Source organism: Pontibacter ummariensis, assembly GCF_900188175.1.
Lineage (GTDB): Bacteria > Bacteroidota > Bacteroidia > Cytophagales > Hymenobacteraceae > Pontibacter > Pontibacter ummariensis.
This window is the reverse complement of record NZ_FZOQ01000001.1, coordinates 361,585-386,981: the sequence shown is the minus strand read 5'-3', so window position 1 is coordinate 386,981 and position 25,397 is coordinate 361,585. Positions and strand designations below refer to the sequence as shown.

The following is a 25,397-nucleotide window of genomic DNA, read 5'->3' as shown; positions in this document are numbered from 1 at the left end:
TATGAGAGCAAAACTACTGATCACCGTTGTGGCCCTGCTGCCAGTCGTTCATGCCACCCTGGCACAGCAAAAGCGCCTTTCAAAACTTGAAATCAGCAAGAAAGAAACGTTTGTTGTTGGTCCGGAGAATGTACTTAAAGTAGACACGCTGATCCTACACGATAAGGCAACGCTACAGTTTGCCCCCAGGCAGCAGGGTGTGTTAGAGGCCAAAGTAGCCTATGTTGGTAAAAAGTGTTTGATAACCTCTAAAGGAAAAGACGGCGAACCTGGCAAGGGAGAGCAGTTTGGCACAAACGGGGAAAACGGCGGGGACCTGAGCCTCGTCCTCGGCTTTGAAAAACTGGGCAGTCTTACGATAGACACACGCGGAGGGAACGGTGGTGATGGTGCAAATGGTAAAAACGGTTATGTAGGAGAAGAACCCCGCACAGAAACACGAACTGTTAAAGACTCCAAGGGTAACTTTAAAACAGAGGTTGTATCAGTTCCGGGCAAGCCTGGAACAAAGGGATCTGATGCTACCATGGGCGGCAGTGGCGGTAGCGGCGGCAACATCATGTTCGTTTATAGCACAAGTGGCTTTATCCCGATCTTTAACAATGAGCAAAGGGACAGGAACAGCATTATTGTCTTGCATACCGCCGGTACGAACGGTATATCTGGTTTTCCTGGCAGGGGGGGCTTCCAGAGCCAGGATGGCGTTGTAAGATACAAAGAAGTGGAGCCTGGCCGCGACGGGGAGCTCATGCTTGTAAATGCTGACCAGGAAGCATCCCTCACACAAGCTGAAGAATAAGCAAGAAGCAGTTCGACCAGAAAAGCCTTGGGCAGGCAGCCTTTTTATTTTTCCCGCGCCTAGTACCTAGAAACTATTTTAGTACGTTTGGGCTTTAGTAAGCAACATACTGTTTAGCCCTACATGAGTAAGAGTTTCAAAACACCGGACAAGGTTATCTATGTGTGCACCGGCAGCAAGTGCAAGAAAAAAGGCGGCAAGGACCTTAGCAAGGCCTTCAGAAGCATGATCAAAGAGATGGGGCTGAAGGACCAGGTAGAGGTCGTAAAAACAGACTGCACCGACCGCTGTGATTTTGCCCCTGTCGTGTGCATGCAACCAGACAATGCCTGGATGCCCCAGATGGACGAGAACAAAGCCAGAGAGGCCTTCAGTGAACACGTTCTTGCTTCCAGCCCAAACGGAAAGTAACCACATAAAAAAAGCCTTTGGAGTTTATCCAAAGGCTTTTCAGCTTTATTTAGATAGCTGCTACTCTTCGTACGTCTTCTCATAGGTGATCTTCGACACCCGCTTATCGATTTCGTAGCGGCCGGTGCCTTCCTCCCCAATCACTTCGAACAGCTCCAGCGCACGACGGGCTACATACTCTTCTTCTATCTGCTCTTGCAGGAACCACTGCAGGAACGTGAACGTTACGTAGTCCTTCGCCTTCTGGCACTTGTCTGCCATGCGGTTGAATGATTGCGTTACTGCGATCTCCTGCTGCAGGGCCTGCTCAAACACGCTCCGGAACGACTCAAACTCCACCTGTATGTTCGTTACGTCTGGTGATACAGCGCGTCCTCCCATGTCTGACACGAATTTGAAAAGGCGCAGCATATGCTCCCGCTCTTCGTCAGACTGCTTTTTAAAGTAGGCACCGCTGTTATCATAGCCATTGCGATCGCACCAGCTCGACATAGAGAGGTACATGGCAGAAGCCTCAGCCTCCATTTTTATCTGGTCGTTCAGTATTTTCTCAATTTCCTCGGAAAGGGATGTTCTAAGTCTCAATAAATCCTTCATATGTAGTAGGGTTTTAATGTCTCGATCTAATGCGCAAACAGATTGCGCCTCTTATTTCATACCCAATCTATGCAAATTTGTTTTAGAGAGCATAAGGCCTACTGAAATATGGAAGTAGTCTAAATTAAAAAAGCACAGCAGATTAGCTGTGCTTCAGGTGTATCATGCTTCCGGGCTATTCTATCAAGCCAGCGCGGCATCCAGGCACTCGCCCAGTAGTCTGTTCAGCTCCAGCGCGAAGCGAGCTCCCTCCAGCAACTCCTTAAAAGCACACAGCTCAGGCAGTGTCAGAACATAACAGCGCTCGCAACCACAGACAGAAACAATCTCCACATCAGAAGAGCGTTCTGTACTGGCAGCCATGGCCTCTAGGTCTATACCCGCCACTACTCTTTGCAGGCGCAGGAAAGCATCCACTTTTAGCGCGGTTACAGTACCGGCAAACTTAACTATCAGACGGTTTCGACGGTCGCACTGGTATACCGCCCCTATTCCGGACTTATAAATTTCTGCTATATGCGTGGCTGTTTCCATCTTGTGTTCTAACTTAGCTGTGGCTGCATCTGTTATGTCACAAAGCTAAATACTATTTAGACTAAGTCCAAATAAAAACGAGATTACAAAGAAACTGTTTCCAAAAAGCATTAAAATGAAAAGCGAAGAGATAGAAAAAGTAAACCTGGCCGACAAGTTTAACCTCATCAAAGACCACTGGAACCCACGCATCGTGGGCGAGCTAAACGGCCAGCAGGTCAAGATCGCTAAGTTCCTGGGGCCTTTCGAGTGGCATCATCACGAGCATGAAGATGAGTTCTTTCTGGTCGTGAAAGGCCAGTTCGAGCTGCACCTGCGCGACAAGGTGCTGACACTAAACCCGGGAGAATTTACCATCGTGCCGCGTGGCGTAGAACACAAGCCGGTGGCGAATGAGGAGGCTGAGGTACTGATGTTTGAACCTGCCAGTACCGTAAACACAGGCAACCTGCAGCACAGCGAGCGTACCCGGACAAACTTAGAGAAGCTATAGAATGACAAAAGGCCCTCCTGACAGCAGAAGGGCCTTTTACTTATACGCAGAGCCAGAGAGCGCTAAGCCTCCAGCAGGTTGTTCTGGTTCAGCACCTGTAGCACCTCATTCTTATAAAAGCGCCCGATCGGGATTTCGCTTTTGCCAATGTCAACGGCAGAGGCCGAGAAAGCCTGTATTTTATCAAGAGCCACAATAAAAGACCTGTGAATGCGCAGGAACTTGTCTGTCGGCAGCTTTTCTTCCAGGAAGGATATTTTCTGGTACGAAATAATCTCCTTCGTCTCCATCTTCACCCGGATGTAGTCCTTTAAACTCTCAATGTACAGGATATCGTGCAGCATCACCTTCACCATCTTCTTGTCCGCTTTCAAAAAGATAAACGCCTCCCTGTAGTCCGGCCCACTTTGGTTAGCAGCGGGCGCAGCAACAGGTAAAGAAGCAGGAACTGGGAGTGCATACTCCTGCGGTGTTACTTTTGATACAGCCTTTAAAAATCGTTCGAAGGCGATTGGCTTTAACAGGTAGTCCACCACATTCAGCTCATAGCCTTCTAAAGCATAATCGCGGTAGGCCGTGGTAAAGATCACCTTCGGTGGGTGCACCAGCGACTTCAGAAAGTCTATGCCGGTGAGCTTGGGCATCTGGATATCCAGGAACACCAGGTCGATGTGCTCCTGCTGCAGGCAACTATAGGCCTCCACTGCATTGTTGCAGCGGCATACCAGCTCCAGGTTATCCAGGCGCTGAATAAAGGTTTCCAGCACATCCAGGGCCAGTGGCTCATCGTCCACGATCATGCATCGTAACTTCATAAGGGTTTATTTTAGGCAAAAGACAGTTCAAAGGTTATAAGCATAACGAATTTAGCTTGTGATCATATATCCCACCCCATTCTTCCCTCAGTTAGTTGCCAGGTTCAACTCCAGTCTGGCCGCATAACTGTCTGGCTCGTCTTCTATCTCCAGGGCAAAGCGGCCCTCATACAGCAACTCCAGGCGGCGCTGCAGGTTCTTCAGGCCAATACCAGAAGCCATGTCACGGTCGTTGCTGCTGGCACGTTCGCCGCACTTGCAGTTCTCCACGAGCAAGACCAGCTGCTCGCCCTGCACTTTCACATCAATCCGGATCCAGGCATTCTGCGTCTCGGTGCTTACCCCATGTTTAAAGGCATTCTCCACGAAAGGCAGCAGCAGCATAGGAGCCACCTTTTTCCCGGCAACGCTTCCTGTCACGTTAAACTGCACATCCACCCGCTCGCCATAACGCACTTTCTCCAGGGCAATATAGTTCCGGATGTACTCTAGCTCCTTCTCCAAAGGCACCTGGGCGGCATTGGCCTCATACAGCATGTAGTCCATCAGGCTCGACAGCTTCAGCACGACCTCCGGTGCGTTGTCGGACTTTTTCAGGGTAAGGGAGTACAGGCTATTGAGGGTGTTGAACAGGAAATGCGGGTGGATCTGCGCCTTCAAAAACTTTAGCTCCGCCTCCAGCTTGTCCTGCGTCAGGTTGCGGGCTGCCTGCTGGTGGTTGTACCAGTTCTTCAGCAGTGCTATTACCGCCGTAATCGCCACCACATAGTTGATGTTGACGATGTTCTTGGTAAAGCGGTAAAACGTCAGGTTATTTTCGGTGCAGGTGGTGGGGCAGAACAGCGGGTGTATCAGAAAGGGCAGTAGCACAAACTGCATCAGTGCGGCAATCAGCCCCATCAGCAAAAGCAGGTACACGACAAACTCGAGGTAACGCTTCTGCAGGAGGTAGCGCGGCATCAGGTAATACATGTTAAAGTACACCAGTCCCATTTTAAAAGGCAGCTCCACCAGCTCCACCATAAAGGCATTGTAGTAGTCGTCGATGTAGCTGCCGTACAGCAGCCCAAAGAAGACCACGTACACCGTCCAGAAGAACAGGTGCAGCAGCAGGCGGTTCTGGGTAACATTGCGCACCTCCGGCAGGCTCCAGGTGGTGCCCGCGTTCAGGGTGCTTGTCGTGCTCAACTTCACTTCCATCTTACAAAGCTACAACTTATGCAATTAGCAGCCACCTGGTTTCCATCCCTTTTAGACCACCTGCCACCACGGCCTCCTCAGTTGCAACTGCGAAGCCATCAACGGCTTTTGGCCCAGCCATTTCGTCGATAAAGCCTCGCGGCTCCTTCTCCATTAGTACAAACAAAACTAGGGTAAGGCTAACTTTTTTTACACCTCGTCTAAAAGCCAAGCAACCTTCCTGCCTTTAGGCTTATCTTTATACTGTTCTTCAAGGCATTAGACCTGTAGGGCAAGAGTATATTCCGACACCATTTAAAAATAAAACTATGAAAAAAGTAATTACCTCCCTACTGGCAGCGGTGCTGCTGGTATTGGCCGCCCCTGCTACGCAGGCACAAGAAAACAATCCCCTCTCCTCTACCGAGGCCTATCGCCTGCTTCGCAGCATTGCCGGCAATTGGCTGGTAACGCATTACGTGTGGCAACCGGAAAGCCAGACCTTTGTAGAGGAAGAGGGTGAGGCCGTGTTCAGCCGTGCCTACCAGGGAAGCTATGTGCACGAAAAATCTGATGTGGCACAAACAGACGGTAGCGTAATGCACCGGGAGAGCTTCCTCGGATTCTCCCCTGAGAAAGGACACTTTGAACTGATCCAAAGTGACGAAACAGGTAAAAACTCATTGCTGCTGATAGGCCAGTGGCACCCCGAGTTTAATGCCTTAACCTTTACGCCTGCAAAGACAGACCAGCCCGAAGACCTTAAGGGAAAGTTTGTTACGCAGTATGTGTACCTCTTCCTGCCAGAGGGTAATCTGCTGAAGATTGTCCGCACCATCGATGAAAAGGGGAATTACCTGATCAGATCGCAGGACTACTACACCCCGCAACGCACTGCTGGCTTATAGCTGTTCAAGCCATTATTTAAGCCACCACTCCCTGTGCTTCCGTTTCTCGGGTAGGCGCAGGGAGTGTTTTTTATAGTAATTCCTTAGCAGGGTCCCAGAACAGCTTCTCGAAATCCACCACCTGGTTGTTTTCCACTTTTATCCCCTCCTGCTCCAGCCGTTCCTGCATGGCATTGGGCTCGTCAAAATGCTGTTTGCCGGTTAGCATGCCCACCCTGTTCACGACGCGGTGTGTCGGAATTTTGGAATGCGGGTGAGAGGCAATCAGCGCCCAGCCCACCATTCGCGCCGACCCTTTAGAGCCTAAGTAACTGGCAATGGAACCATATGACGTTACCCGTCCTTTAGGTATCAGGCGCACCACCTCATACACATCCTCAAAAAAGTTCTTCTTGTCTGCTTTTTCTGCCATGCTCTAAAAAAATTTATCTACGGTTTAAACCTCTTAAAAGGTTGTTTGTCTTATGATAGCCTGTGTTTGTAGATATTGGCGGGTTTTACTTTTAAACTAACCTACAAAGGCCGTAATTTTAGAGTTCTGTGACCCTTTTTTTAGTTGATGACGCGCTGGGCCTAATTTCATAAAATACGAGAGATACCTAAACCTGTGTTTAAACACAAATGAATAAAACTGTAAAAACCTTACTGATTCTTGTCGCTGCGGCTGTAGTGGCTTACCTGATCGCAAGTAAAGCCTTCTCCGGAAAGGAGGAACAAAAGGTAGGCCCGGGTGGCCCGCTGGCCCAAAAAGTAGCCATAGATGCCTATGTGGTGTCTCCTACAGCTTACCAGAACAAGATTAGCACGACGGGCACCGTGATCCCAAACGAGGACGTGGAGCTCCGCAGTGAGATAGCCGGACGCGTGACGGCCATTAATTTTGAGGAAGGCAGCCGCGTGCGTGAAGGACAGCTACTGTTAACGGTAAACGACGCCGAGATGCGCGCGCAGTTGAAAAAGCTGGAGTCTAACCAACAGCTGTACCGCGACATGGAGGAGCGCCAGCGCACCCTGCTGGAGAAAGAGTATATCAGCGCGCAGGAGTATGACCAGGTAAGCAACCAGCTGGCAACAGCCACGGCCGATATCCAGGCCCTGAAAGCCAGCATCGCCAAGGCCTATGTACGCGCTCCTTTTGACGGGGTGATCGGCCTGCGCCAGGTAAGCGAGGGCAGCTACGTGTCTGCCACCACCCCTATTGCCCGGCTGGTAGACATCAGCCCAGTCAAGATCGACTTCTCCATACCAGGTCGTTACAGCCAGGAGGTAAAAGAGGGCGACAGGATTAGCTTTACGGTAGAAGGCAGCCCGGAAACCTATGAAGCCCGCATTTATGCCATTCAGCCGAACATAGACCCTACCACCCGTACCCTGCAGGTGCGTGCCCTGTACGACAACCAGAACCAGGAAGTAAGACCCGGCGCCTTTGTGAAGGTAAACCTAACCTTAAAAGACGTGGACGACGCCATCCTTATCCCAACGGAGGCCATCATCCCGGAAGCGACAGGCCATAAGATTTTTTTGGTGAAGGGTGGCAAGGCCGTACCACAAATGGTAAAAATTGGCCAGCGTTCCGAAACCATGATTCAGATCATGGAAGGTATCGCACCTGGCGACACCCTTATCCAGGCGGGTATCCTACAGGTACGCCCCGGCTCTGACCTCAGCATCCGCAAGATAAAAACGGCGGATGATGTGCTTTAAGACTTCAGGCCCGAAAGCCAGCAATAAGCTTAGGACATCAGAGCTTTGTGACGGCGACCAGAAGCAAAGGCGAATTTGAATTCTGAATACCTGGATTCTAACATTAGATGCTAACATAACATGAGTTTATCATCCATCAGTATAAAACGCCCGGTGCTGGCGATCGTGATGAGTATCACGATCATTGTGTTCGGGGTTATCGGTATTACCTACCTGGGCGTGCGGGAGTACCCCAGCGTAGACCCTCCTATTGTAAACGTTTCCACCTCCTACACAGGGGCCAACGCTGAGACCATTGAGTCGGAGATCACAGAGCCGCTGGAGGAGTCGATCAATGGTATCGCCGGTATCAGAACGCTTACCTCCACCAGCAGCGAGGGGAACAGTAACATTACGGTAGAGTTTAACCTCGGCGTGGACATGGAAGCGGCCGCCAACGACGTGCGCGACCGTGTTTCCCGGGCACAGCGCCGCCTGCCGGAGGACGCAGAGCCCCCTACGATCTCCAAGGCCGACGCGGATGCAAACCCGATCATCATGCTCGGGGTGAAGAGCGACAGCCGCTCGCTTCTGGAGCTTTCAGACATAGGCCTGAACGTGTTTAAAGAGCAGTTGCAAACGATACCGGGCGTCAGCGAAGTGATGATCTGGGGTGACAAGCGCTATGCCATGCGCCTCTGGATGGACCCGGATAAACTAGCCGCGCTACAGGTGACGCCGCTGGAAGTGCAGCAAGCCCTGGCAAGACAAAACGTGGAACTGCCTTCCGGCAGCATTGAGGGAGCCACCACAGAGCTTTCGGTTAGAACCATGGGCCGTGTCTCCACTCCTGAGGAGTTTAACAACCTGATCGTGCGCCAAGATGCAAACCGCCTCATCCGCTTTAAGGATGTAGGGTACGCGCAGCTGTCGCCGGAAAACGAAAAAACGGTATTGCGCTACAACGGCATCCCCATGATTGGCGTGGTGCTGGTGCCGCAGCCAGGCTCGAACCAGGTAGAGATCGCAGACGAGTTTTACCGCCGACTGGAGTTCATTAAGAAAGACATTCCGGAAGACCTGGAGCTGATCATTGGCTTTGACAACACAAAGTACATTAAGGCCTCTATCGCAGAGGTAGAAGAAACGATTTACGTGGCCTTTGGCCTGGTAGTGGTTATTATCTTTCTGTTCCTGCGCGACTGGCGCTCTACCATTATCCCGGTAGTGGCGATACCAGTGTCCCTTATAGGCTCTTTCTTTATCATGTACATAATGGACTTCTCCATTAACGTACTCACACTCCTCGGTATCGTGCTGGCCATCGGTCTGGTGGTGGACGATGCCATCGTGATGCTCGAGAACATTTACTCGAGGATAGAAAAAGGCGAAGAGCCCATGCAAGCGGCCAAGAAAGGCTCTAATGAAATTTACTTTGCTATTATCTCTACCACCGTTGCCCTGGCAGCTGTGTTTATGCCGGTTGCCTTTTTGGAGGACACCACCGGCCGCTTGTTCCGTGAATTCGGCATTGTGGTAGCCGGTTCGGTTATTATCTCGTCTTTCGTGTCGCTTACCCTCACGCCGATGATGTCATCGCGCATGCTCAAGCGTAAAGAAAGGCCAGGGTGGTTTTACCGCAAAACAGAGCCGTTTTTTGCCGCACTTACCGATGGTTACCGCAGCAGCCTGGAGAGTTTTATGCGCGTGCGCTGGGTGGCCTTTATCCTGATCATTCTTTCAGCTGGCGCTATCTGGTGGCAGATGTCCACGCTCCAGTCGGAACTAACGCCTGATGAAGACAGAAGCGGCCTACGCATTATGGCCACAGGTCCGGAAGGCTCCTCTTTCGAGTTTATGGATGCCTACATGAGTGAGCTGACCACGCTGGTAAACGACTCGGTGCCTGGCATCGAAAGCATTGTTTCCATGACCCGCGGGTCCAACTCCGGCTTTGTGCGCCTGCGCCTGGTAGAGCCGGCCAGAAGAGACAAGACACAGCAAGAGATCGTGGATGACCTGCCAGCCCTGATGGGTAAAATACCTGGTGCGCGGGCTTTCGCCGCCGGCGACAAAGGCCTTGGTGGTGGCAGAGGGTCCGGCCAGCCGGTGCAGTACGTGGTACAGTCACAGAGCATGGACAAGCTGCGCGAGATTATCCCTTCTTTCCTGGATGCAGCGCAGCAGGACCCGACCTTCAACTTTGTGGACGTTAACCTGAAGTTTAACAAACCAGAGCTTCGCGTAGAAATTAACCGCGAAAAAGCCCTGTCTTTGGGCGTGGACGTACGTGACATTGCCCAGACCATGCAGTTAGGCCTGAGTGGCTCCCGTTTCGGTTACTTTGTGAAAGGCGGTAAGCAGTACCAGATTTTGGGGCAGGTAGCCCGTGAGAACCGCAGTGAGCCACTGGACCTGCGCAGTTTGTATGTAAAAAGCAACACCGGAGAGCTGATACAACTGGACAACCTCATCGAGCTGAAAGAGGAAAATGCCTCACCACAAGTCTACCGTTTCAACCGTTTTGCCTCAGCAACTTTCAGTGCCTCGCTGGCAAAAGGGAAAACCATCGGAGACGGCATTGAGGCCATGGACAAGATTGCGGATAACGTGCTGGACGAAACCTACCAGACCTCGCTTACCGGCCAGTCCAGAGACTTCTACGAGAGCTCCGGCAGCTTGCTTTTTGCCTTCCTGCTGGCCCTGGGCCTGATCTACCTGGCCTTGTCGGCTCAGTTTGAGAGCTTCCGCGACCCGGTGATTATCATGTTCACGGTACCGCTGGCCTTGGCTGGCGCCCTGCTGAGCCTTTGGTACTTCGACGAAACCCTGAACATCTTCAGCCAGATTGGTATGATCATGCTGGTGGGTCTGGTAACGAAGAACGGCATCCTGCTGGTGGAATTTGCCAACCAGCGCAAAGAGGACGGCTTAACGAAACTGGCGGCTGCAACAGACGCCGCCGTGTCCCGCTTCCGCCCTATCCTGATGACGAGCTTGTCGACCATCCTGGGTACACTGCCTATTGCCCTGGCACTGGGCGCGGGTTCAGAAAGCAGGGTTTCTATGGGTATTGCCGTGGTAGGAGGTCTTATCTTCGCTACGGGCCTGACCCTTTACATTATCCCGGCCGTCTACTCTTACTTCTCTTCTTCGGAGGCCAACGTATCGCGCATGCCGGACAAGGACGAAGAAGAGGAAAAAGAACTGAAGCAGGTACCGGAATACGTGTAAGCAAGCGTCTGCACAACAAAATTATTCATGAAATTTAAAGCGAGAGATTAGGATTGATGTTCTCATTTAAAGCAGCAGCTCTTTTCCTGACAGGGGTAGTTTTGCTATTGCCAGGCATGGCCCATAGCCAGGAATTACTGACATTGGAAGAGGCAGTACGGATAGGATTACAGAACAACTACGACATACGCATTGCCGACCGTCAGGAAAGCATTGCTGAGAATAATGTAACCTTGGGTAATGCCGGCTTTCTGCCTACCGTACAAGGGCGGTTAAACCGTGATTTTGCCAACAACGACACTCGTAACCAGTTCAACTCGATGGAGCCACGCATCGTGAACAACTCCAAGAGCAACACCCTGAACACAGGAGCGTTTCTGAACTGGACTGTGTTTGACGGTGGCCAGATGTTTATCAACTATGACCGCTTAAAGGCGTTGGAAGCCTCCGGAGACCTCCTGACAAAGTCAACGGTTGAGACCACCATGGCCGACATTATTACGGCTTACTATGAGGTAGTGCGCCAGGCACAAAAAATAGAGGCGCTTAAAGAGGCTATTGCCATCTCGCAGGAGCGGATCGATGTAACCCAGGCACAGTATGAGGTGGGCGTTAGCGCAAAAGTGGAGATTCTTCGGGCGCAGGTAGACTTCAATGCTGACCGATCTGAGCTTCTGCTACAGGAGGAGTTGCTGCAGAATGCCAAGATCACGCTAAACCAGCTGCTGGCCCGCGACCCGGTAGAGGACTTTAGGGTGGTGGACACCATCATTGTAGACCAGGATGTGTTTATCGAAACAGTTGCCCCTGACCTTGTAGCCGCCAATCCTACTTTAAAGCGCTTTCAGGTAGAACGGGAGTTGGCCTTGCTTGACTTAAGGGCGGCGAGGGCACTCCGTTACCCTTCTGTTTCGGTGAACGGAGGCTATGGGTTGGTTCGGAACATACAGGAACCGGCTTTCTTTGGTGAGATAGTAGGTACTAGCGAGAACCGCAGGCTAGGATTCAGCTATGGACTTGGCATCAGCCTTCCCCTGTTTAATGGATTCGAGGTAAACCGCCTCACGCAGAACGCTAAATTGCAACTGGAAACAAGCACCATCGCTTACCAGCAAACACAAAACCGGTTGCTTTCGGAACTGTCCCGTGCCTATAGCCAATACACAAACCGCCTCAAGTTATTGAGCCTGGAAGAGTCTAACGTAAAGCTAGCCCAGGAAAATGCTGCCATTGCCCTGGAGCGCTATAAGCTGGGCCTGTTAACAGCTATTGAACTGCGAGAAGCGCAGCGGAACGAACTGGTAGCTGCCAACCGCCTCATCGATATAAAGTACCAGGCGAAGGCAGCGGAAGTAGAGTTAAAACGCCTGTCCAGCACGTTGGTTTCGGAGGGTCCTGTTCCTGCTGAGTAAGCAGTTTGGGCTTTAAAGTTGGCTCCGGAAGGCTTAACAGCGACAAACACTGAGCTGTTAAGCCCTGAAAAAAGAATAAGAGCTACAAGCTTACTCTAACAGAGATACGATAAACGAGAACGCCCGGGGAGTACTCCCCGGGCGTTCTCGTTTATCGTATCTCTTCAAAAGAATAAACTCCCCATTTCAAAGCTCAAGAGCTTGCCCTAAGGCAAGAGCAGGTAAGATTTTAGTTTCTCATTGAATCCAGATTAAAAGTCCCAGCGGGACTAGAACCTTTACTTCATTCTGTTTAACTAAGGATTTAAAAATAAAAGAAGGCTTACCTTAGCAATACCTGCTGCCTGGATAACAGCTCCACAGCCTCCAAACTGGTTTACTCGTAGAGCGAAGCGGTACGCAAGTCCAAAAGGGTTTGCTGTGGCGCAATGCGCTTAGCTCGCAGAAAACGCTTCTCGTTGTAGGCATCATAATTAGCAGCGTCAGGATTAACGCTGCTGATACGGACATGCCCGGATGAATGGATGAATTCATTGTTCCCGAGCCACATTCCCACATGCACCACCCGCTCTGGTTTCCCGTCTTTGGCAGGCCTGCCAAAGAAAAGCAGGTCACCGGGGCGTAGGTTGTCCCAGCCATTAGAAGTATCTACCAGCTCTCCAACATGTACCTGCTGCGAAGCATCGCGTGGGAGCACTAAGCCATTCATAAAATACACCGTTTTAGTAAAGCCGCTGCAGTCTACCCCTTTAAAGGAAGTGCCTCCCCAAAGGTACGGAAGCCCGAGCAGGCCTTTGCTGGTCTGTACCAGGTTGTCTTCTGTCGGCTGCCGTCCTGCTGCCCACTCCTTATAAGCTGCTGCCTCGTTTGCAAGCACAAAACCGCTGCGCCCGTCGGGGAACCACACCTCATAAAAGTCGCCTTTCTTGTTCTTTCGCACGGCCACATCGCCATAGACCATGTCCGACATGGTGGCACCGGAAGCATCGGCACTGGCATAGGCAAAGCCGTAAGGGCGGGTATAGATCAGCTTCTCCCCCTGCTGCCAGTCAGCAAAGTCCTTGTCATCCATCAGCGCTACGCCACCGTCGTCTACCCAAGCCAGGTACTGGTCCGGGGTTTGCACCAGGTACCAGCCCCCTTCTTTCTTCCAGACGTTAACGGGGGTGCCTAAGGTAGCCTGCGTGGCTAATTCTGAGGAGTGCCCGGGCTTGGAACGCAGGTTCGCCACTGAAATGGTTATAATCCCTTTGTGCTTCCCTTCCAGCTCGACCTCCGGCAGTACCTGGATGCTATCCACAAAAGCAAGGCCCGCCTCCTGCAGGCGCGCTAATAAAGCCTCTTTGGCAGCAGGTGTATTTGTTTCCCCGGCAAGCACCTGCTCGTGCGGTTCCACCTGAAACAGCACAACACGTTTATCTGGTGCATACTCCTGCCGAACGGCCTCTATGTGCGGCTGTAGGGCTTCCTCTGTAGCCGAAGCCGAAGTTTTGACATCTTTCCCTGGACTACAGGCTATCAGAAGTCCCAGTAAGAATACAAAGGGGCTCTTTTTCATAGGTAAAGCTATATGGTTCTAACGTTTCATTAACTAATCAAGCGGTGCGAGCGGTACCACTACGGGGCCACCAGCTGCATCAGGATACCACAGATATAAGCGGTATAGGTACCGATGGCATAGCCGAAAATGGCCAGCAGAACACCTACAGGCGCCAGGGCCGGGTGAAAAGCGCTGGCAATGATTGGCGCGGAGGCTGCCCCTCCTACATTGGCCTCGCTACCCACGGCCAGGAAAAAGAACGGGGCTTTTATCCACTTCGCCACTATCACTAACAACAGCATGTGAATAATGATCCAAATAAAGCCTACCAAAAACAGGCCAGGCTGACTAAAAATGGCGCTCACATCCATCTGCATGCCAATGGTAGCCACCAGGATGTAGAGGAATACGCTGCCTATGCGGGAGGCTCCTACCCCCTCTAATTCCCGTGCTCTGGTGAAGGAAAGGGAAATGCCGAAAATAGTGGCAATTACCACCAGCCAAAAGAAATCGGAGGTCAGGCTGAAGCGCTCCAGGTAAGGAGCATTCTCGGCGATCCAGGGGGCAATCATGTCTGAAAAGAAGTGTGAGACACCCGTTACCCCCAGGCCTACCCCCACAACAGTCATGGTATCGGCCATGGTAGGCAGGCGCATGATGTTCAGCCTGTACTTCTCTACCTTATCTTTAAGATTGTTGACCGCGGTGCTATCGGCGTTAAAGAACTTATCCAGCTGGTCTGACTTGCCGGCACCATACAGTAGCAAGGCCATCCAGACGTTGGCCACAATTACGTCCACGGCAATCATGGCGGAAAAAAGATTCGGATCAGGCTGGAAGACCTCGAACATGGCCAACTGGTTGGCACCACCCCCGATCCAACTGCCGGCAATGGTCGTCATGCCACGCCACACAGCGTCAGGTCCCTGGCCTCCTACAATATCCGGAGCGAAGGTAGAGACGATCAGAATGGCCAAAGGGCCGCCGATCAAGATACCGATGGTGCCGGTGATGAACATGAGTCCTGCTTTGTGCCGTAGCTTCCAGATCTCCTTTAAGTCGAGGCTGACAGTGAACAGCACCAAACTAGCTGGCAGCAGGTACCGGGAAGCCACGAAGTAAAGGTTAGACTCCTCACCGGAGATGATACCAAACGAGTTCAGAAGACTGGGAATAAGGTAGCAAAGCAGGATCGAAGGGACTACGCCGTAGAACTTCTTAAAAAGGGGCCTTTCGCTGGATGCTGTTTTGAAAACGAAGGCCAGGATGATGACCAGTATGCCCAGCACCACGGCATCGTTGGTAATTAAGGGTGCGTCTGCAGAGATTTCCTCCATGTGTGTTTTAGCCCGTAGGCCTGATCTAAAATTTAAGTTAAAAATGGCCCTCAGCGGCCTTTTATGATATATAGCTAGCCAGCTTCCGGCACCTGTTCAAACTTATTAATAAGTTGCGCCAGATGCTGTACATCCTGCAGGGTATGCTGGCTGTTCAGAATGACCCGGGTAATGGGAGCATCAGCAGGTGTGGGATAGCGGAAGCTGGAGATAAGCACTTTATTGTCCAGCAGGAACGGGCACAACTCTTCTTGCTGCGTGCTAAACACAGGGTAATGCCGAATAGCGCGAAAGCTATCCGGATAACGCAGGTGCTGCAGAAAGCAGGCAATGTTGGCGTACAGCTTCTGCCGGGCCTCCTGGTAAACTTTCCCGCAACAGAGAAAGGCGTACAAGTAAGCAGGCACTGCAGGAGAGGCCCCTCCAAAGAAGGAGCTCGTCTTCACGCGTTCCAAAAGCTGCTTCTCTCCCAGAATAACACCTGCGGGTACACCCAGCGCTTTCCCGAGTGAGCTTACAACGACAGGCCGGATATTGGCATAACGGCTTAAGTCCCTGCAAATACCCGCCCCATCCTTTCCGGTAACGCCCAATCCATGCGAGTCATCCACAATGAGGGTGACCTGTTTCTCTTTCGGTAAGGCGCTGAGCCAATCAAAAGCGTAGGCCTTGGCTTGTAGCGGGTCAAGGGAATTACAGACCAGGAAGACGTGCTGCTCCGGCAAATCAGGTAAGGCTTGTATCAAGCAGGCTACCCAATCTTCAAAGCTTTGTTCTGTACCAGGTACCTCTGCTGTACTTTGCCACACGGCCGGATGGGTACCGGGTGCATAAAAAAAAGCCCCCTCGCCCTGCAACACCTGTACCAGTGCCTGTCCGGCCAAGTAGCCGGAAGACATGGTCAGGGCCATTTCTGCGCCGGTGTAAGCGGCTAAATAGCTTTCAGCCTCCTCGTACACCTGCAGTTGCAAGTTAGAGTTGCGGGAGCTGGAATAGTTCGTCCCGTAGCGTGCCATGCCCTCCATCAAACAGGACCTGAACTCCTCATTCACGGCAATGCCGAGGTAGGAAGTACCACTGCAATAGAGGTACTCCTCCCCCTGTAGGTTCAGGGTACGGCCCGGTAAATGGTCAGTATAAAGGCTGCCGGCACCAGGCATCAGGCAATCAGTTCGGTTCCGGTTCCGTTCAGGGTGCTGTAGCTAACTCTGCCATAGTCTATGGTCACACCTGTCGCGATGTCCTTGCTGAGCAGCAGCGCGCCGTCCATGTCGACATAATCCAGTAGCGGCAGCAGTTGCGCGATAGCTGAGATACCGACAGTAGACTCCGTCATGCAGCCTACCATCACTTTCATGCCTAACTTTTTGGCCTCGGCAATCATACGGCGGGCAGGTGTCAGGCCACCGCACTTCACCAGCTTGATATTTACCCCGTGGAAATGTCCGTGGCACTTCGCCACGTCTCCTTCTGTAATGCAGCTTTCATCCGCGATCAACGGCAGCACAGCTCTCTCATAAACTTGCTTCATGCCGTCCATGTCTGTAGCCCGCATGGGTTGCTCAATAAACTCCACTCCCAGGGGCTTTAGCTGCCGTGCGTTCTCAATGGTCTGCTCTACACCCCAGGCACAGTTGGCATCCACACGGAATACCGCATCTGTATGGCGCCGCAGCTCCTGCACGATACGCACATCATCTGGCGTGCCCAGCTTGATCTTGTAGATAGGCCATGGGCACTCTTTCAGCTTTTTCACCATGTTCTCCACCGTATCGATGCCGATGGTATAGTCTGTTAACGGCATCCGGTCGGTCTCCAAACCCCACATCCGGTACAGGGGCTGTCCCTTCATTTTGCCGTACAGGTCGTTGGCAGCCATGTCCAGGGCACAAAGGGCGAAAGGATTATCGGCTAGCAAGGGTTGCATCTGCCCCCAGAACGCCTCCGGGCTGTTCAGCTCGGCTCCCTCGATCTGTTCCCGGATACTTTCCAGGGCATTGGTCATGTTCTCGATGGTAAAGCCATAGTATGGATTGCTGGTCGCTTCGCCGTAGCCTTTGTGCTCCCCATGTTGCAATTCCACAATCAGGGTCTCCTGCACATCGCGCGAGTCGTAGGAGATGGTGAAGGTATGCCGCAAGGGTAGGTTAAAGGAGCGGATGGTCAGTTTTAACATAGTTTAGTTGGTTAGCTATCGTTTAGATCTTAGTTCATTGTTGTCCTCCACTTGTTGGAAGAACGCGTCATTTGCTTAGTACTTTTCATGCACCTCCGTCATGATGCGCACCATCTCGTTGCGAATGTCCGAGGTCGAAGCACCGTAGTTATTGTTCATGAAACTAAAGAGCAAGAGTTTACCACTTTTGGTGATCAGGTAACCACTCTGGTTATGCACGTGCGAAAGGGTGCCCGACTTACCGAATACGTAGGGCACCTCGGCCTTGTAAATGCTCCGGAAGGTACCCGGCCGGCCGCCAGCAGCCATTAATGGAAATAACTCTTCTGCCGGCCGTTCCTGCAACAATTTCTGCAACAGGGCTATGATGCTGCGCGGCGTAAACATGTTCATGGTAGACAGGCCTGAACCGTCCACCCACACGGGCTTATCCGGCAGGTCTGCTAAATAATGCGCTGTGGCGTAGCGTATCCCCTCCTCCACCGACAGGGTATCGGAGATCGTGCCGGAACACAAAGCCATCAGCTGCTCGGCTAGCAGGTTGTCGCTCACCTGCAACATGCGCTTGTAAACGGTGTCAGCTGGCAGGCCATAGAAAACAGCCGCCTCTTTTGGCACCGCTCTTTTTAGCAGCTGCACAGGCCGCTTCAGGGTATCGGCCAACAGGGCAACTGTGTTTTCAGGAGAGGTAATAAAAGGCACCTCCACGGCAAAGCCTCCTTTGGCGTATTTGGGGTAGAAAGCAAGCTTGTTCGATCGCCACTCCCGCACAAAAGCCTGCTTTTGGTCGGAGGCCGTTGTATCTGTTTTTACCAATGGCTTAAAATAAGCAGGCGTGGTTTTAAAAGGCGCTTCCTGCCGGCGCGTAAACTTGATGATGTTGCCGTGTACCGGAAAGACGCTCCGCTCTGGCTGATAATAGTAGTTATAATCGTCCCAGCCCCAGTTCTTAGCAAAAGGAGTACTGGCAAAAGGGGCCTCGATATAATAAAGCTTCTCCGGCCTGTTCTTCAGGAAATCATAGGCCAAAGAGTTCTTCAGGTCCATGTGGGTAAAAGTAGGGTCGCCAGTCCCCCAGAACAGCAGCGAGTCACCCTGCACAGCATACTTCAAAGCCGGGATAGAGTCGCCCAGCATTTTGAGGCAGGCATAAAACGTGAAGAGTTTGGTATTGGAGGCCGGCACAAAATACTTATCGGCATTATGCGCCACGACCATTTTCCCCAGTTCAGGGTCATACAGGGCAAAGCCGACAAATCGCTGCGGCAAGGTTTCCGATGCCTGTACACTACGCTCGATGTCGGCAGGGCCAAATGGAGTGGGCTTGGTAGCAGAGGTGGCAACCAAACCCTGGCGCTGTGTACTGCAGCCCAGGACCAGTAAGAGGCCCAGGCTTAGCAGCAAGCATGAGAAGTTACTCTTTCGGATCAGGCTACTGCCAAGCGCATCTAATCGCATCTTCAGCAAGGTTACAGGTATTTCTTATACAGGTTAAACAGGATTTTCTTGTCTCGCGCCGTTAAGGTGGTGCTGGTGTCGCTCTGTACAAAATGCAGCTTAAACGCCCGGATAGCTGCCCCCATGTTTCGCGTGTCGTACCCGATAATGCGCAAGGCTTCCTGCGGCTTAATGGGATCAGGCACAGGAACAGGAACGAAAAGGCTATCCGGAGAAACGACACCGGAAACAAGCGTACTGTCTAATATAGTAAGATTTGCCGTAGATACCGTGCTGTCAGGGGTAAAAGCTGTATTGGAAGCCACAGCGCTATCCAGCAACGCCTCTTCATCATACCACAGGCCAAAGCCATTCTCCGCCAGCTTTTTCCAGGGGAAGGTAGGGTTCGGGTCTACTTTACGCTCGGGCGCAATGTCCGCATGCCCGATAAAGTTAGCCGTTGGGATGCCATGGTCCTTTTTTAACTTGGCCAGGACCTTCAGCAAGCTTGCTATCTGTGCCTCAGAGAAAGGCTCGTTTCCGTTGTTGTCCAGCTCTATGCCGATGGAAGAGGAGTTTAAGTCGGTGTTGTTTCCCCACTTACCTGCGCCCCCGTGCCAGGCCCGCAGGTAATCGCTTAGCATGTGGTAAACCTTCCCATCCCGCCCAATCACGTAATGGGCGCTTACCTGGGTTCTGCGTTCCGTAAAGGTCTTTAAGGTCTGCCCCGTAGAATGCTGCGCCGTGTGGTGAATGATCACAAAGTTCGGTTTCCGCATGTTAAAGTTGGTGGTGCCTACCCAATAATCTCCCGGCTGTGCTGTCTCTTCTCCCTTTCCATTTGCTGGCAGTGTTTTTAAAGAACGGGCATAGGCTTTTACCTGCTTCTTATACACCCTGTTGGTAGAGGCATAGGGGTTAGAAGAGCAGGAGGCTGCCAGCAGGCCAGTCAGTAAAAGAAAAGAAGCAGTGAGGCGTTTCATGAAAATAACGTTTCGACTAAAAGACACGGTAAGTCCCTGTACTACAGAGACCACAGGAGGATCACCAGGCGTGTCCCCTTCACTGAAAAGCAGTTGCTGAACAGCGCGAGACACAAAATAAAGTGTTACTTTTATTGTAGTTCTGGTTGCCTTAACAATATTGCATTTATTTGCATGTATTCAAAAATATCCTGCATATAAAAAGATATATATTCTGTTTCTTTTAACTTACCCTTTATCTGCTACTTCCAAACCCTTGACTGTTTTGAAAAGATATTGCCTCTTCTTCCTCGCGTTCAGCCTTCTGATGTCATTTAGTATCAGCAACCTGCAGGCACAGGGTGGTAAAGCCAAACGGCACCAGCCAACAACTAAGCCTGCAGAAGCCTTTCATCCTGCTACAGATCCACCCTTCCTGAATGCGAACCAGCAATGGGTAGATTCGGTATTCAGCACGCTAACACCGGAGGAGCGGATTGCGCAGCTGATCATGATTCCCGTCTACTCCAACAAGGACCAGGCGCACATCGACTCGATCAGTCACCTGATCCGGACCTACAAAGTGGGTGGTTTGATCTTTTTCCAGGGAGGCCCTGTACGGCAGGCAAAGATGACCAACCGCTATCAACGGGAGAGCAAAGTACCCCTGCTGGTATCCATCGACGGAGAGTGGGGCCTGGCCATGCGCCTGGACAGCACCGTGCGCTTTCCTTATCAAATGGCGATAGGTGGCATCGAAAATGAAGCGCTGATTTACGAGATGGGCGCCGAGATAGCCCGCCAGTGCAAGCGCCTGGGGGTACACGTAAACTTTGCCCCTACCGTAGACATTAACAACAACGCGAACAACCCCGTTATTGGCTTCCGCTCCTTTGGAGAAAACAAGTACAACGTAAGCCGCAAATCACTGGCTTACATGCGGGGTATGCAGGACCAGCATGTGCTGGCGAGCGCCAAACACTTCCCCGGCCACGGCGATACGAACGTTGACTCGCACCTGGGCTTGCCGCTAATCGACTTCTCCCGCATTCGCCTCGACTCTACAGAACTCTACCCCTTCAGAGAGCTAATGGACAGGGGGCTGGGAAGTGTGATGGTGGCCCACATGAATATCCCTGTGCTGGATAATACGCCGAATCTTGCCTCTACCTTATCCAAGCCTATCGTGGAAGACCTGCTCAAAAAGGAGCTTGGCTTCAAAGGGCTGGTGTTTACGGACGCACTGAACATGCAGGGAGTGGCTAAGTTTTACCCGCCGGGCATTGTGGACGTGAAAGCGCTGCTGGCCGGGAATGATATCCTGCTGAACACGATGGATGTGAAGACCACCATCGAGGAGGTAAAGAAAGCAATACAAAATGGGGAGATCACCCAGGAGGAGATAGATGCCCGGGCCCGTAAGGTACTGGCTGCCAAACAATGGGTGGGCCTGGACCAATGGCAGCCCATTGAGACGGAACACCTGGTAGAGGACCTGAATAACCCGCATGCCGCCTACCTTAATCGCCAGTTGGTGGAAGCCTCACTAACCCTGCTACGCAATAAAGACCAAATACTGCCCATCCGCACATTAGACACATTACGGGTAGCGGCCCTGGCAATCGGCACAAAGGAGGAAACAGCCTTTCAGCAGGACCTGGCCCGCTATACCCAAGTCGATAACTTTTACCTGCCTGCCAATGCTTCCATTGCCGAGCTGTTTCAACTAAAAGAGCAACTGCAGGGCTACAACCTGGTGATTGCTGGCGTACACAAGCTGCAGCTGAAGGCTGGCAGCGCCTCCTTTGGCATAACGCCGGAGATGAACCTCTTTATCAAGGACCTTATCCGCTCCAAGCCTACTATTGTAAGTGTGTTTGGCAATGTATACAGCCTGGCTGAGTTCCAAGGCATTGATAAAGCAGATGCCGTTATTGCTGCTTACCAGGAAACAGACCTGACGCAGGACGTAGCCTCCCAGATAATCTTTGGCGGCCTTAGTGCGAAAGGGAAGCTACCGGTTACGGTGAGCAATGCGTTCAAGATAGGCGATGGCTTAGTCACACATGGCGGTTTGCGCCTGGCCTACTCGGTACCAGAGGCAGTAGGGCTTAAAACGCAGGATTTGAGGGGCATTGACTCGCTCATAGCGCAGGCGATTGCGGAAAAGGCCACGCCAGGGGCACAGGTACTAGTAGCCAAAGACGGCAAGGTAATCTACTATAAGTCTTTCGGCAACCATACCTACGATGCGCAAGTGCCGGTACAGAACACTGACCTCTACGACCTGGCCTCAGTTACCAAGATCAGTACCTCGCTGGCTGCCTTTATGAAGCTGGCAGGCGAAGGCCGTTTTGATGTAGACAAAACCCTGGGCGAGTACCTGCCCATGATGGAAGGCACCAACAAAGAGCACCTGAACTACCGGGATATCCTCACCCACCAGGCTCGCCTGAAAGCCTGGATCCCTTTTTGGAAAGAGACGGTCCGCAAGAATGGGAAGTTTAAGTGGCGTACCTTCAAGGCCGACTCTTCCGCCCGCTTCCCTATCAAAGTGGCGGACAACCTCTACATCCACCGCAAGTATGCCTGCAAAATTTACAAGCAGATTGCCGAGTCTCCACTAAACGAAAAGCCAAGCTACGTGTACAGCGACTTGTCCTTCATCCTGGCCCCGCTTGTTGTGCGCAACATCACTGGCCAGGACTTCGAAAGCTATCTGCAGGAGAAAATCTACAGGCCGATCGGGGCCACCACCCTTACCTTTAACCCTTACAAGCGTTACCCGCTTTCCCGCGTTGTGCCCACGGAGCATGAACCTCATTTCCGCAAGCAACTGCTACATGGCACCGTTCATGACGAAGGCGCGGCCATGCTGGGCGGTATAAGCGGGCATGCTGGTTTGTTTGGCAATGCAAATGACCTGGCGAAGCTCATGCAAATGTACCTGAATGATGGCACCTACGCCAATCAGCTTTATATCGCGGGTAATACCGTGCATCAGTTCAGTAAGTGCCAGCACTGTGACCAGGGCAACTACCGCGCCATCGGCTTCGACCGGCCGTCTAAGCCGGGCGCTCAGAACAGTAATTCCGCGCCAAGCGCTCCTGCCGAAAGCTTTGGCCACTCCGGCTTTACCGGTACCTACACTTGGGTCGACCCGACGAATAACTTGGTTTATGTTTTTCTCTCAAACCGAGTGAATCCTACGCGTGAGAATAACAAGCTCAGCAAGCTTAACACCCGTACGAACGTGCTGCAGGTAGTGTATGAGGCCATGGAGAAAGCAAAAGAGAATGGGCCGCTTTAAGAGAACTTAACCACGATTCACAAAAAGGCGCTGTTTAACAGCGCCTTTTTTAGGTCCGTTGCTCAGATAGCATAAGTTATGTCACCAATTAAAGGAGCACCCTTACTTCCACCAAGCCGGCATTTTCCTGCACAATGAAGATACATGCCCTGTTTAAAGGCTCCTGTCCCTCCCCTACTTCCCCTCCCCTTCTTCCGTAGAAGAAACTATGCTTCGGAAATGGAAAGAGACGGCTCGAAAACTAAAAGAGGACATCTATGCGCTGTACCTTGCCTCTAAGGATCCCCGTGTACCTTTTGCAGCCAAGGTGGTCATAGTGATAACGGTCGCCTATGCCTTCAGCCCCATCGATCTGATCCCGGACTTTATTCCGTTGCTGGGCTATCTCGATGACCTGGTGCTGCTCCCCCTGGGCATCTGGCTGTCGCTCAAACTTATTCCGGAGCCAGTCTTACGCCTTTACCGCCAAAAAGCCAGAGAACAATTACGTAAGCGTAAGCCAAACTATGTGATGGCTGCGTTTATCGTTATTATTTGGCTGATGGTTGGGTATTGGGTGTACCAGGCATACATGGACCGTATTGACTAAATATTAAGCTTAGCAGATGTCTCCCTTGCCCATGCTTACATCGTAAGCTTTAAAAACTCTATCTTTACATGAAACCAGAACAAACGCATGATGACAGACGAGCAGCAAAACCAACAGCGCCTGTTTGCAGAATTCAGCCCTGCCTCCGGCTCTGAATGGGAGCAGAAAGCACGCAAAGACCTGCGCGATACTCCGCTCGAACAACTGACGTGGCATACCTACGAAGGCATTGACGTAAAGCCTTATTACATAAGGCAGGACATTACCAACCTTCCCTTCACACAGCAACAGCCGGGCAACTTTCCTTTTTTAAGAGGCCGGAAAACAGGTAATAACAGTTGGCTGAATGTACAGCGCATTAAGGCAGTTGGTAAAGGGCACGATGCCGTCGAGAAAGCCACTGACGCCCTAAAAAGAGGGGCAGATGGAATTCATTTCGTGATAGAGGATGTCGATCTTTTTGACCTCAGCTATCTTGTCCGCGAGGTAAACCTAAAAAACTACCCGACCAGTTATACGCTACAGGAAAAGCCGGACATTTTCCTAAAGCAGTTGTACGACAAGCTAAAAGCCCAACAGGCATCACACCGTAACCTGAAAGGCTTCCTGAACTACGATCCCATGACGGGCAAAGGTGCCCTTACCAAGGAAGAGAACAAGGCTGTTGCAAGCCTCCTGGACCTCACGAAGGACAGCTCCGCGTTTTGCGGCATTACAGTATGCGGCACCAACTTCAGCAGTATTGGGGCTTCTGTTGTACAGGAAGTAGCTTATACACTGAGCGCAGCTGTGGCTTATGCAGACAGGTTGACTACAGCTGGGGAGCAGTTGGAGTCTGTGCTGCGCAACATGCAGTTTTACATGGCCTCCGGCACCAATTACTTCTTCGAAATCGTTAAGCTGCGGGCCATCCGCCTCCTCTGGGCTACTATTGTAGAGGCGTATCAGGCAGAGCCAGAGCTAGCCGCGTGGTTGCGCATCCACAGCACGACGTCCAGTTGGTATGAAACTACGCTGGACCCTTACGTGAACATGCTGCGGGCTACCACAGAGGCCATGGCAGCAGCTATTGCCGGTTGCGACTCGCTCTCTGTTGCCCCTTTTGATAACACCTTCCGGCCATCTGATGAATTCTCAGAACGCATCGCCCGCAATGTATCCGTTATTCTGAAAGAAGAAGCCTACCTTGACAAAGCCATTGACCCGGCTGCCGGTTCCTATTACCTGGAATCGCTGACAAACGAGCTGGCGCAGAAGGCATGGGCCCTGTTTAAAGAAGTGGAAGCGAAAGGTGGATTTGAAAAGGCCTATGCGAGTGGCTTTATCCTAAGCTCAATTACAGAGGTGAGCCGCAGGAAGTTCAAGAACGTAGCTACCGGCAAGGATGTGCTGGTAGGCACCAACAAGTACCCGAACCCTAACGAGCAGCTGGACTTTGACCCGGAAGAACTGATTCAGAGCTCTTCCTTTAATACCACCCGTGCTGCTTACCCAACCGAGGTAATGCGCATGGCCACAGAGTTACATCTGCGGAAGCGCCAGCGTCGCCCACGCGCGGTAGTGGCCATTATTGGCGATGCAACCCAACGCCAGGTACAGACCACCTTTGCACAGGAGTTTTTCAGCTGTGCCGGTTTCGAAACAGAGGTGCAGCAGTATGAGTCTGCCGCTACTGCCGCAGACAGGTTAACCCATGCCGCTGCAGAAGTAGTCGTGGTGTCTGCCTCGGAGGGAGCCTATGTCAAAGAGTTTGCTCCCAAGCTGCGTCACCACGAAGGCAAGCCGACGATTATCCTGGCTGAAGACCCGCAAGACCTGAAGGAGGAAATGATCACGCATGGCTATGACGAATTCCTGTTCGAGGACTGCGATGTTAATGCGCTGCTTAAGCTTGTGCATAAACGACTGACACAGGAGGAAAGGGGCAACAATAACTGAATATAGCACTTTCGTCCTTTATCCTGATTCAGTTATTTTATCA

The 25,397-nt window shown here is 51.8% G+C and carries 21 protein-coding genes; 10 read left to right on the top strand and 11 right to left on the bottom strand.

Features of this window, described 5'->3' with window-relative positions:
- The first annotated feature begins 1 nt into the window (after position 1).
- Positions 2-799, top strand: coding sequence for a hypothetical protein (locus CHB92_RS01660; RefSeq protein WP_089317409.1), 798 nt, complete (start codon positions 2-4; stop codon positions 797-799).
- Between the two features lie 123 nt (positions 800-922).
- Complete coding sequence (locus tag CHB92_RS01655; RefSeq protein WP_089317408.1) at positions 923-1,210, top strand: (2Fe-2S) ferredoxin domain-containing protein; 288 nt, start codon at positions 923-925, stop codon at positions 1,208-1,210.
- Positions 1,211-1,270: 60 nt separating this feature from the next.
- Here CHB92_RS01655 and CHB92_RS01650 read toward each other — a convergent pair whose 3' ends face one another.
- Both CHB92_RS01650 and CHB92_RS01645 read right to left on the bottom strand, forming a co-directional pair.
- Positions 1,271-1,807, bottom strand: coding sequence for a ferritin (locus CHB92_RS01650; protein ID WP_089317407.1), 537 nt, complete (start codon positions 1,805-1,807; stop codon positions 1,271-1,273).
- Between the two features lie 183 nt (positions 1,808-1,990).
- Positions 1,991-2,341: a hypothetical protein gene (locus tag CHB92_RS01645; protein WP_089317406.1), complete on the bottom strand. Its 351-nt coding sequence runs from the start codon at positions 2,339-2,341 to the stop codon at positions 1,991-1,993.
- Between the two features lie 115 nt (positions 2,342-2,456).
- Here CHB92_RS01645 and CHB92_RS01640 point away from each other — a divergent pair, with 115 nt between their 5' ends.
- The gene (locus CHB92_RS01640; protein WP_089317405.1) at positions 2,457-2,834 is read left to right on the top strand and encodes a cupin domain-containing protein; all 378 of its coding nucleotides are present in this window, start codon (positions 2,457-2,459) and stop codon (positions 2,832-2,834) included.
- A gap of 62 nt (positions 2,835-2,896) precedes the next feature.
- Here the strand turns inward: CHB92_RS01640 and CHB92_RS01635 are convergent, their stop codons facing one another.
- Both CHB92_RS01635 and CHB92_RS01630 read right to left on the bottom strand, forming a co-directional pair.
- Positions 2,897-3,649: a LytR/AlgR family response regulator transcription factor gene (locus CHB92_RS01635; RefSeq protein ID WP_089317404.1), complete on the bottom strand. Its 753-nt coding sequence runs from the start codon at positions 3,647-3,649 to the stop codon at positions 2,897-2,899.
- 87 nt (positions 3,650-3,736) lie between these two features.
- A complete protein-coding gene (locus tag CHB92_RS01630) occupies positions 3,737-4,849 on the bottom strand; it encodes a sensor histidine kinase (protein WP_089317403.1) in 1,113 nt (370 codons plus the stop codon).
- A gap of 308 nt (positions 4,850-5,157) precedes the next feature.
- On the opposite strand from CHB92_RS01630, the gene CHB92_RS01625 reads away from it, so the two are divergent.
- The gene (locus CHB92_RS01625; protein WP_089317402.1) at positions 5,158-5,736 is read left to right on the top strand and encodes a DUF1579 family protein; all 579 of its coding nucleotides are present in this window, start codon (positions 5,158-5,160) and stop codon (positions 5,734-5,736) included.
- 70 nt (positions 5,737-5,806) lie between these two features.
- Here CHB92_RS01625 and CHB92_RS01620 read toward each other — a convergent pair whose 3' ends face one another.
- Positions 5,807-6,148 (bottom strand): MGMT family protein, encoded by a 342-nt coding sequence (locus CHB92_RS01620; protein ID WP_089317401.1) that lies wholly within the window; start codon positions 6,146-6,148, stop codon positions 5,807-5,809.
- A gap of 209 nt (positions 6,149-6,357) precedes the next feature.
- Between CHB92_RS01620 and CHB92_RS01615 the strand changes: the two genes are divergently transcribed.
- The 3 genes from CHB92_RS01615 to CHB92_RS01605 all read left to right on the top strand — a co-directional run bounded on the left by CHB92_RS01615 (position 6,358) and on the right by CHB92_RS01605 (position 12,065).
- Positions 6,358-7,440, top strand: coding sequence for an efflux RND transporter periplasmic adaptor subunit (locus CHB92_RS01615; RefSeq protein WP_089317400.1), 1,083 nt, complete (start codon positions 6,358-6,360; stop codon positions 7,438-7,440).
- A gap of 120 nt (positions 7,441-7,560) precedes the next feature.
- Positions 7,561-10,653, top strand: a complete 3,093-nt coding sequence (locus CHB92_RS01610) for an efflux RND transporter permease subunit (protein WP_089317399.1) — start codon at positions 7,561-7,563, stop codon at positions 10,651-10,653.
- Positions 10,654-10,709: 56 nt separating this feature from the next.
- Positions 10,710-12,065, top strand: coding sequence for a TolC family protein (locus tag CHB92_RS01605; protein WP_089317398.1), 1,356 nt, complete (start codon positions 10,710-10,712; stop codon positions 12,063-12,065).
- Between the two features lie 376 nt (positions 12,066-12,441).
- Here the strand turns inward: CHB92_RS01605 and CHB92_RS01600 are convergent, their stop codons facing one another.
- From CHB92_RS01600 to CHB92_RS01575, 6 genes are all read right to left on the bottom strand, one after another.
- A complete protein-coding gene (locus tag CHB92_RS01600; protein WP_089317397.1) occupies positions 12,442-13,623 on the bottom strand; it encodes a C40 family peptidase in 1,182 nt (393 codons plus the stop codon).
- 59 nt (positions 13,624-13,682) lie between these two features.
- Positions 13,683-14,942: a DUF819 family protein gene (locus tag CHB92_RS01595; RefSeq protein WP_089317396.1), complete on the bottom strand. Its 1,260-nt coding sequence runs from the start codon at positions 14,940-14,942 to the stop codon at positions 13,683-13,685.
- A gap of 74 nt (positions 14,943-15,016) precedes the next feature.
- The gene (locus tag CHB92_RS01590; RefSeq protein WP_089317395.1) at positions 15,017-16,102 is read right to left on the bottom strand and encodes an aminotransferase class I/II-fold pyridoxal phosphate-dependent enzyme; all 1,086 of its coding nucleotides are present in this window, start codon (positions 16,100-16,102) and stop codon (positions 15,017-15,019) included.
- On the bottom strand, positions 16,102-17,118 hold the full coding sequence (locus CHB92_RS01585; RefSeq protein ID WP_089317394.1) for a dipeptide epimerase: 1,017 nt from the start codon (positions 17,116-17,118) through the stop codon (positions 16,102-16,104). The genes CHB92_RS01590 and CHB92_RS01585 overlap by 1 nt, the downstream gene beginning before the upstream one ends.
- A 75-nt stretch (positions 17,119-17,193) precedes the next feature.
- Positions 17,194-18,576 (bottom strand): D-alanyl-D-alanine carboxypeptidase, encoded by a 1,383-nt coding sequence (locus CHB92_RS01580; protein WP_089317496.1) that lies wholly within the window; start codon positions 18,574-18,576, stop codon positions 17,194-17,196.
- Positions 18,577-18,587: 11 nt separating this feature from the next.
- Positions 18,588-19,538, bottom strand: a complete 951-nt coding sequence (locus tag CHB92_RS01575; protein WP_089317393.1) for an N-acetylmuramoyl-L-alanine amidase — start codon at positions 19,536-19,538, stop codon at positions 18,588-18,590.
- A 307-nt stretch (positions 19,539-19,845) separates the two neighbouring features.
- Between CHB92_RS01575 and CHB92_RS01570 the strand changes: the two genes are divergently transcribed.
- The 3 genes from CHB92_RS01570 to CHB92_RS01560 all read left to right on the top strand — a co-directional run bounded on the left by CHB92_RS01570 (position 19,846) and on the right by CHB92_RS01560 (position 25,354).
- On the top strand, positions 19,846-22,827 hold the full coding sequence (locus tag CHB92_RS01570) for a glycoside hydrolase family 3 N-terminal domain-containing protein (RefSeq protein ID WP_089317392.1): 2,982 nt from the start codon (positions 19,846-19,848) through the stop codon (positions 22,825-22,827).
- A 208-nt stretch (positions 22,828-23,035) separates the two neighbouring features.
- Positions 23,036-23,416: a YkvA family protein gene (locus tag CHB92_RS01565; protein ID WP_089317391.1), complete on the top strand. Its 381-nt coding sequence runs from the start codon at positions 23,036-23,038 to the stop codon at positions 23,414-23,416.
- Positions 23,417-23,503: 87 nt separating this feature from the next.
- The gene (locus tag CHB92_RS01560) at positions 23,504-25,354 is read left to right on the top strand and encodes a methylmalonyl-CoA mutase family protein (protein ID WP_245842242.1); all 1,851 of its coding nucleotides are present in this window, start codon (positions 23,504-23,506) and stop codon (positions 25,352-25,354) included.
- The last annotated feature ends 43 nt before the right edge of the window (positions 25,355-25,397 follow it).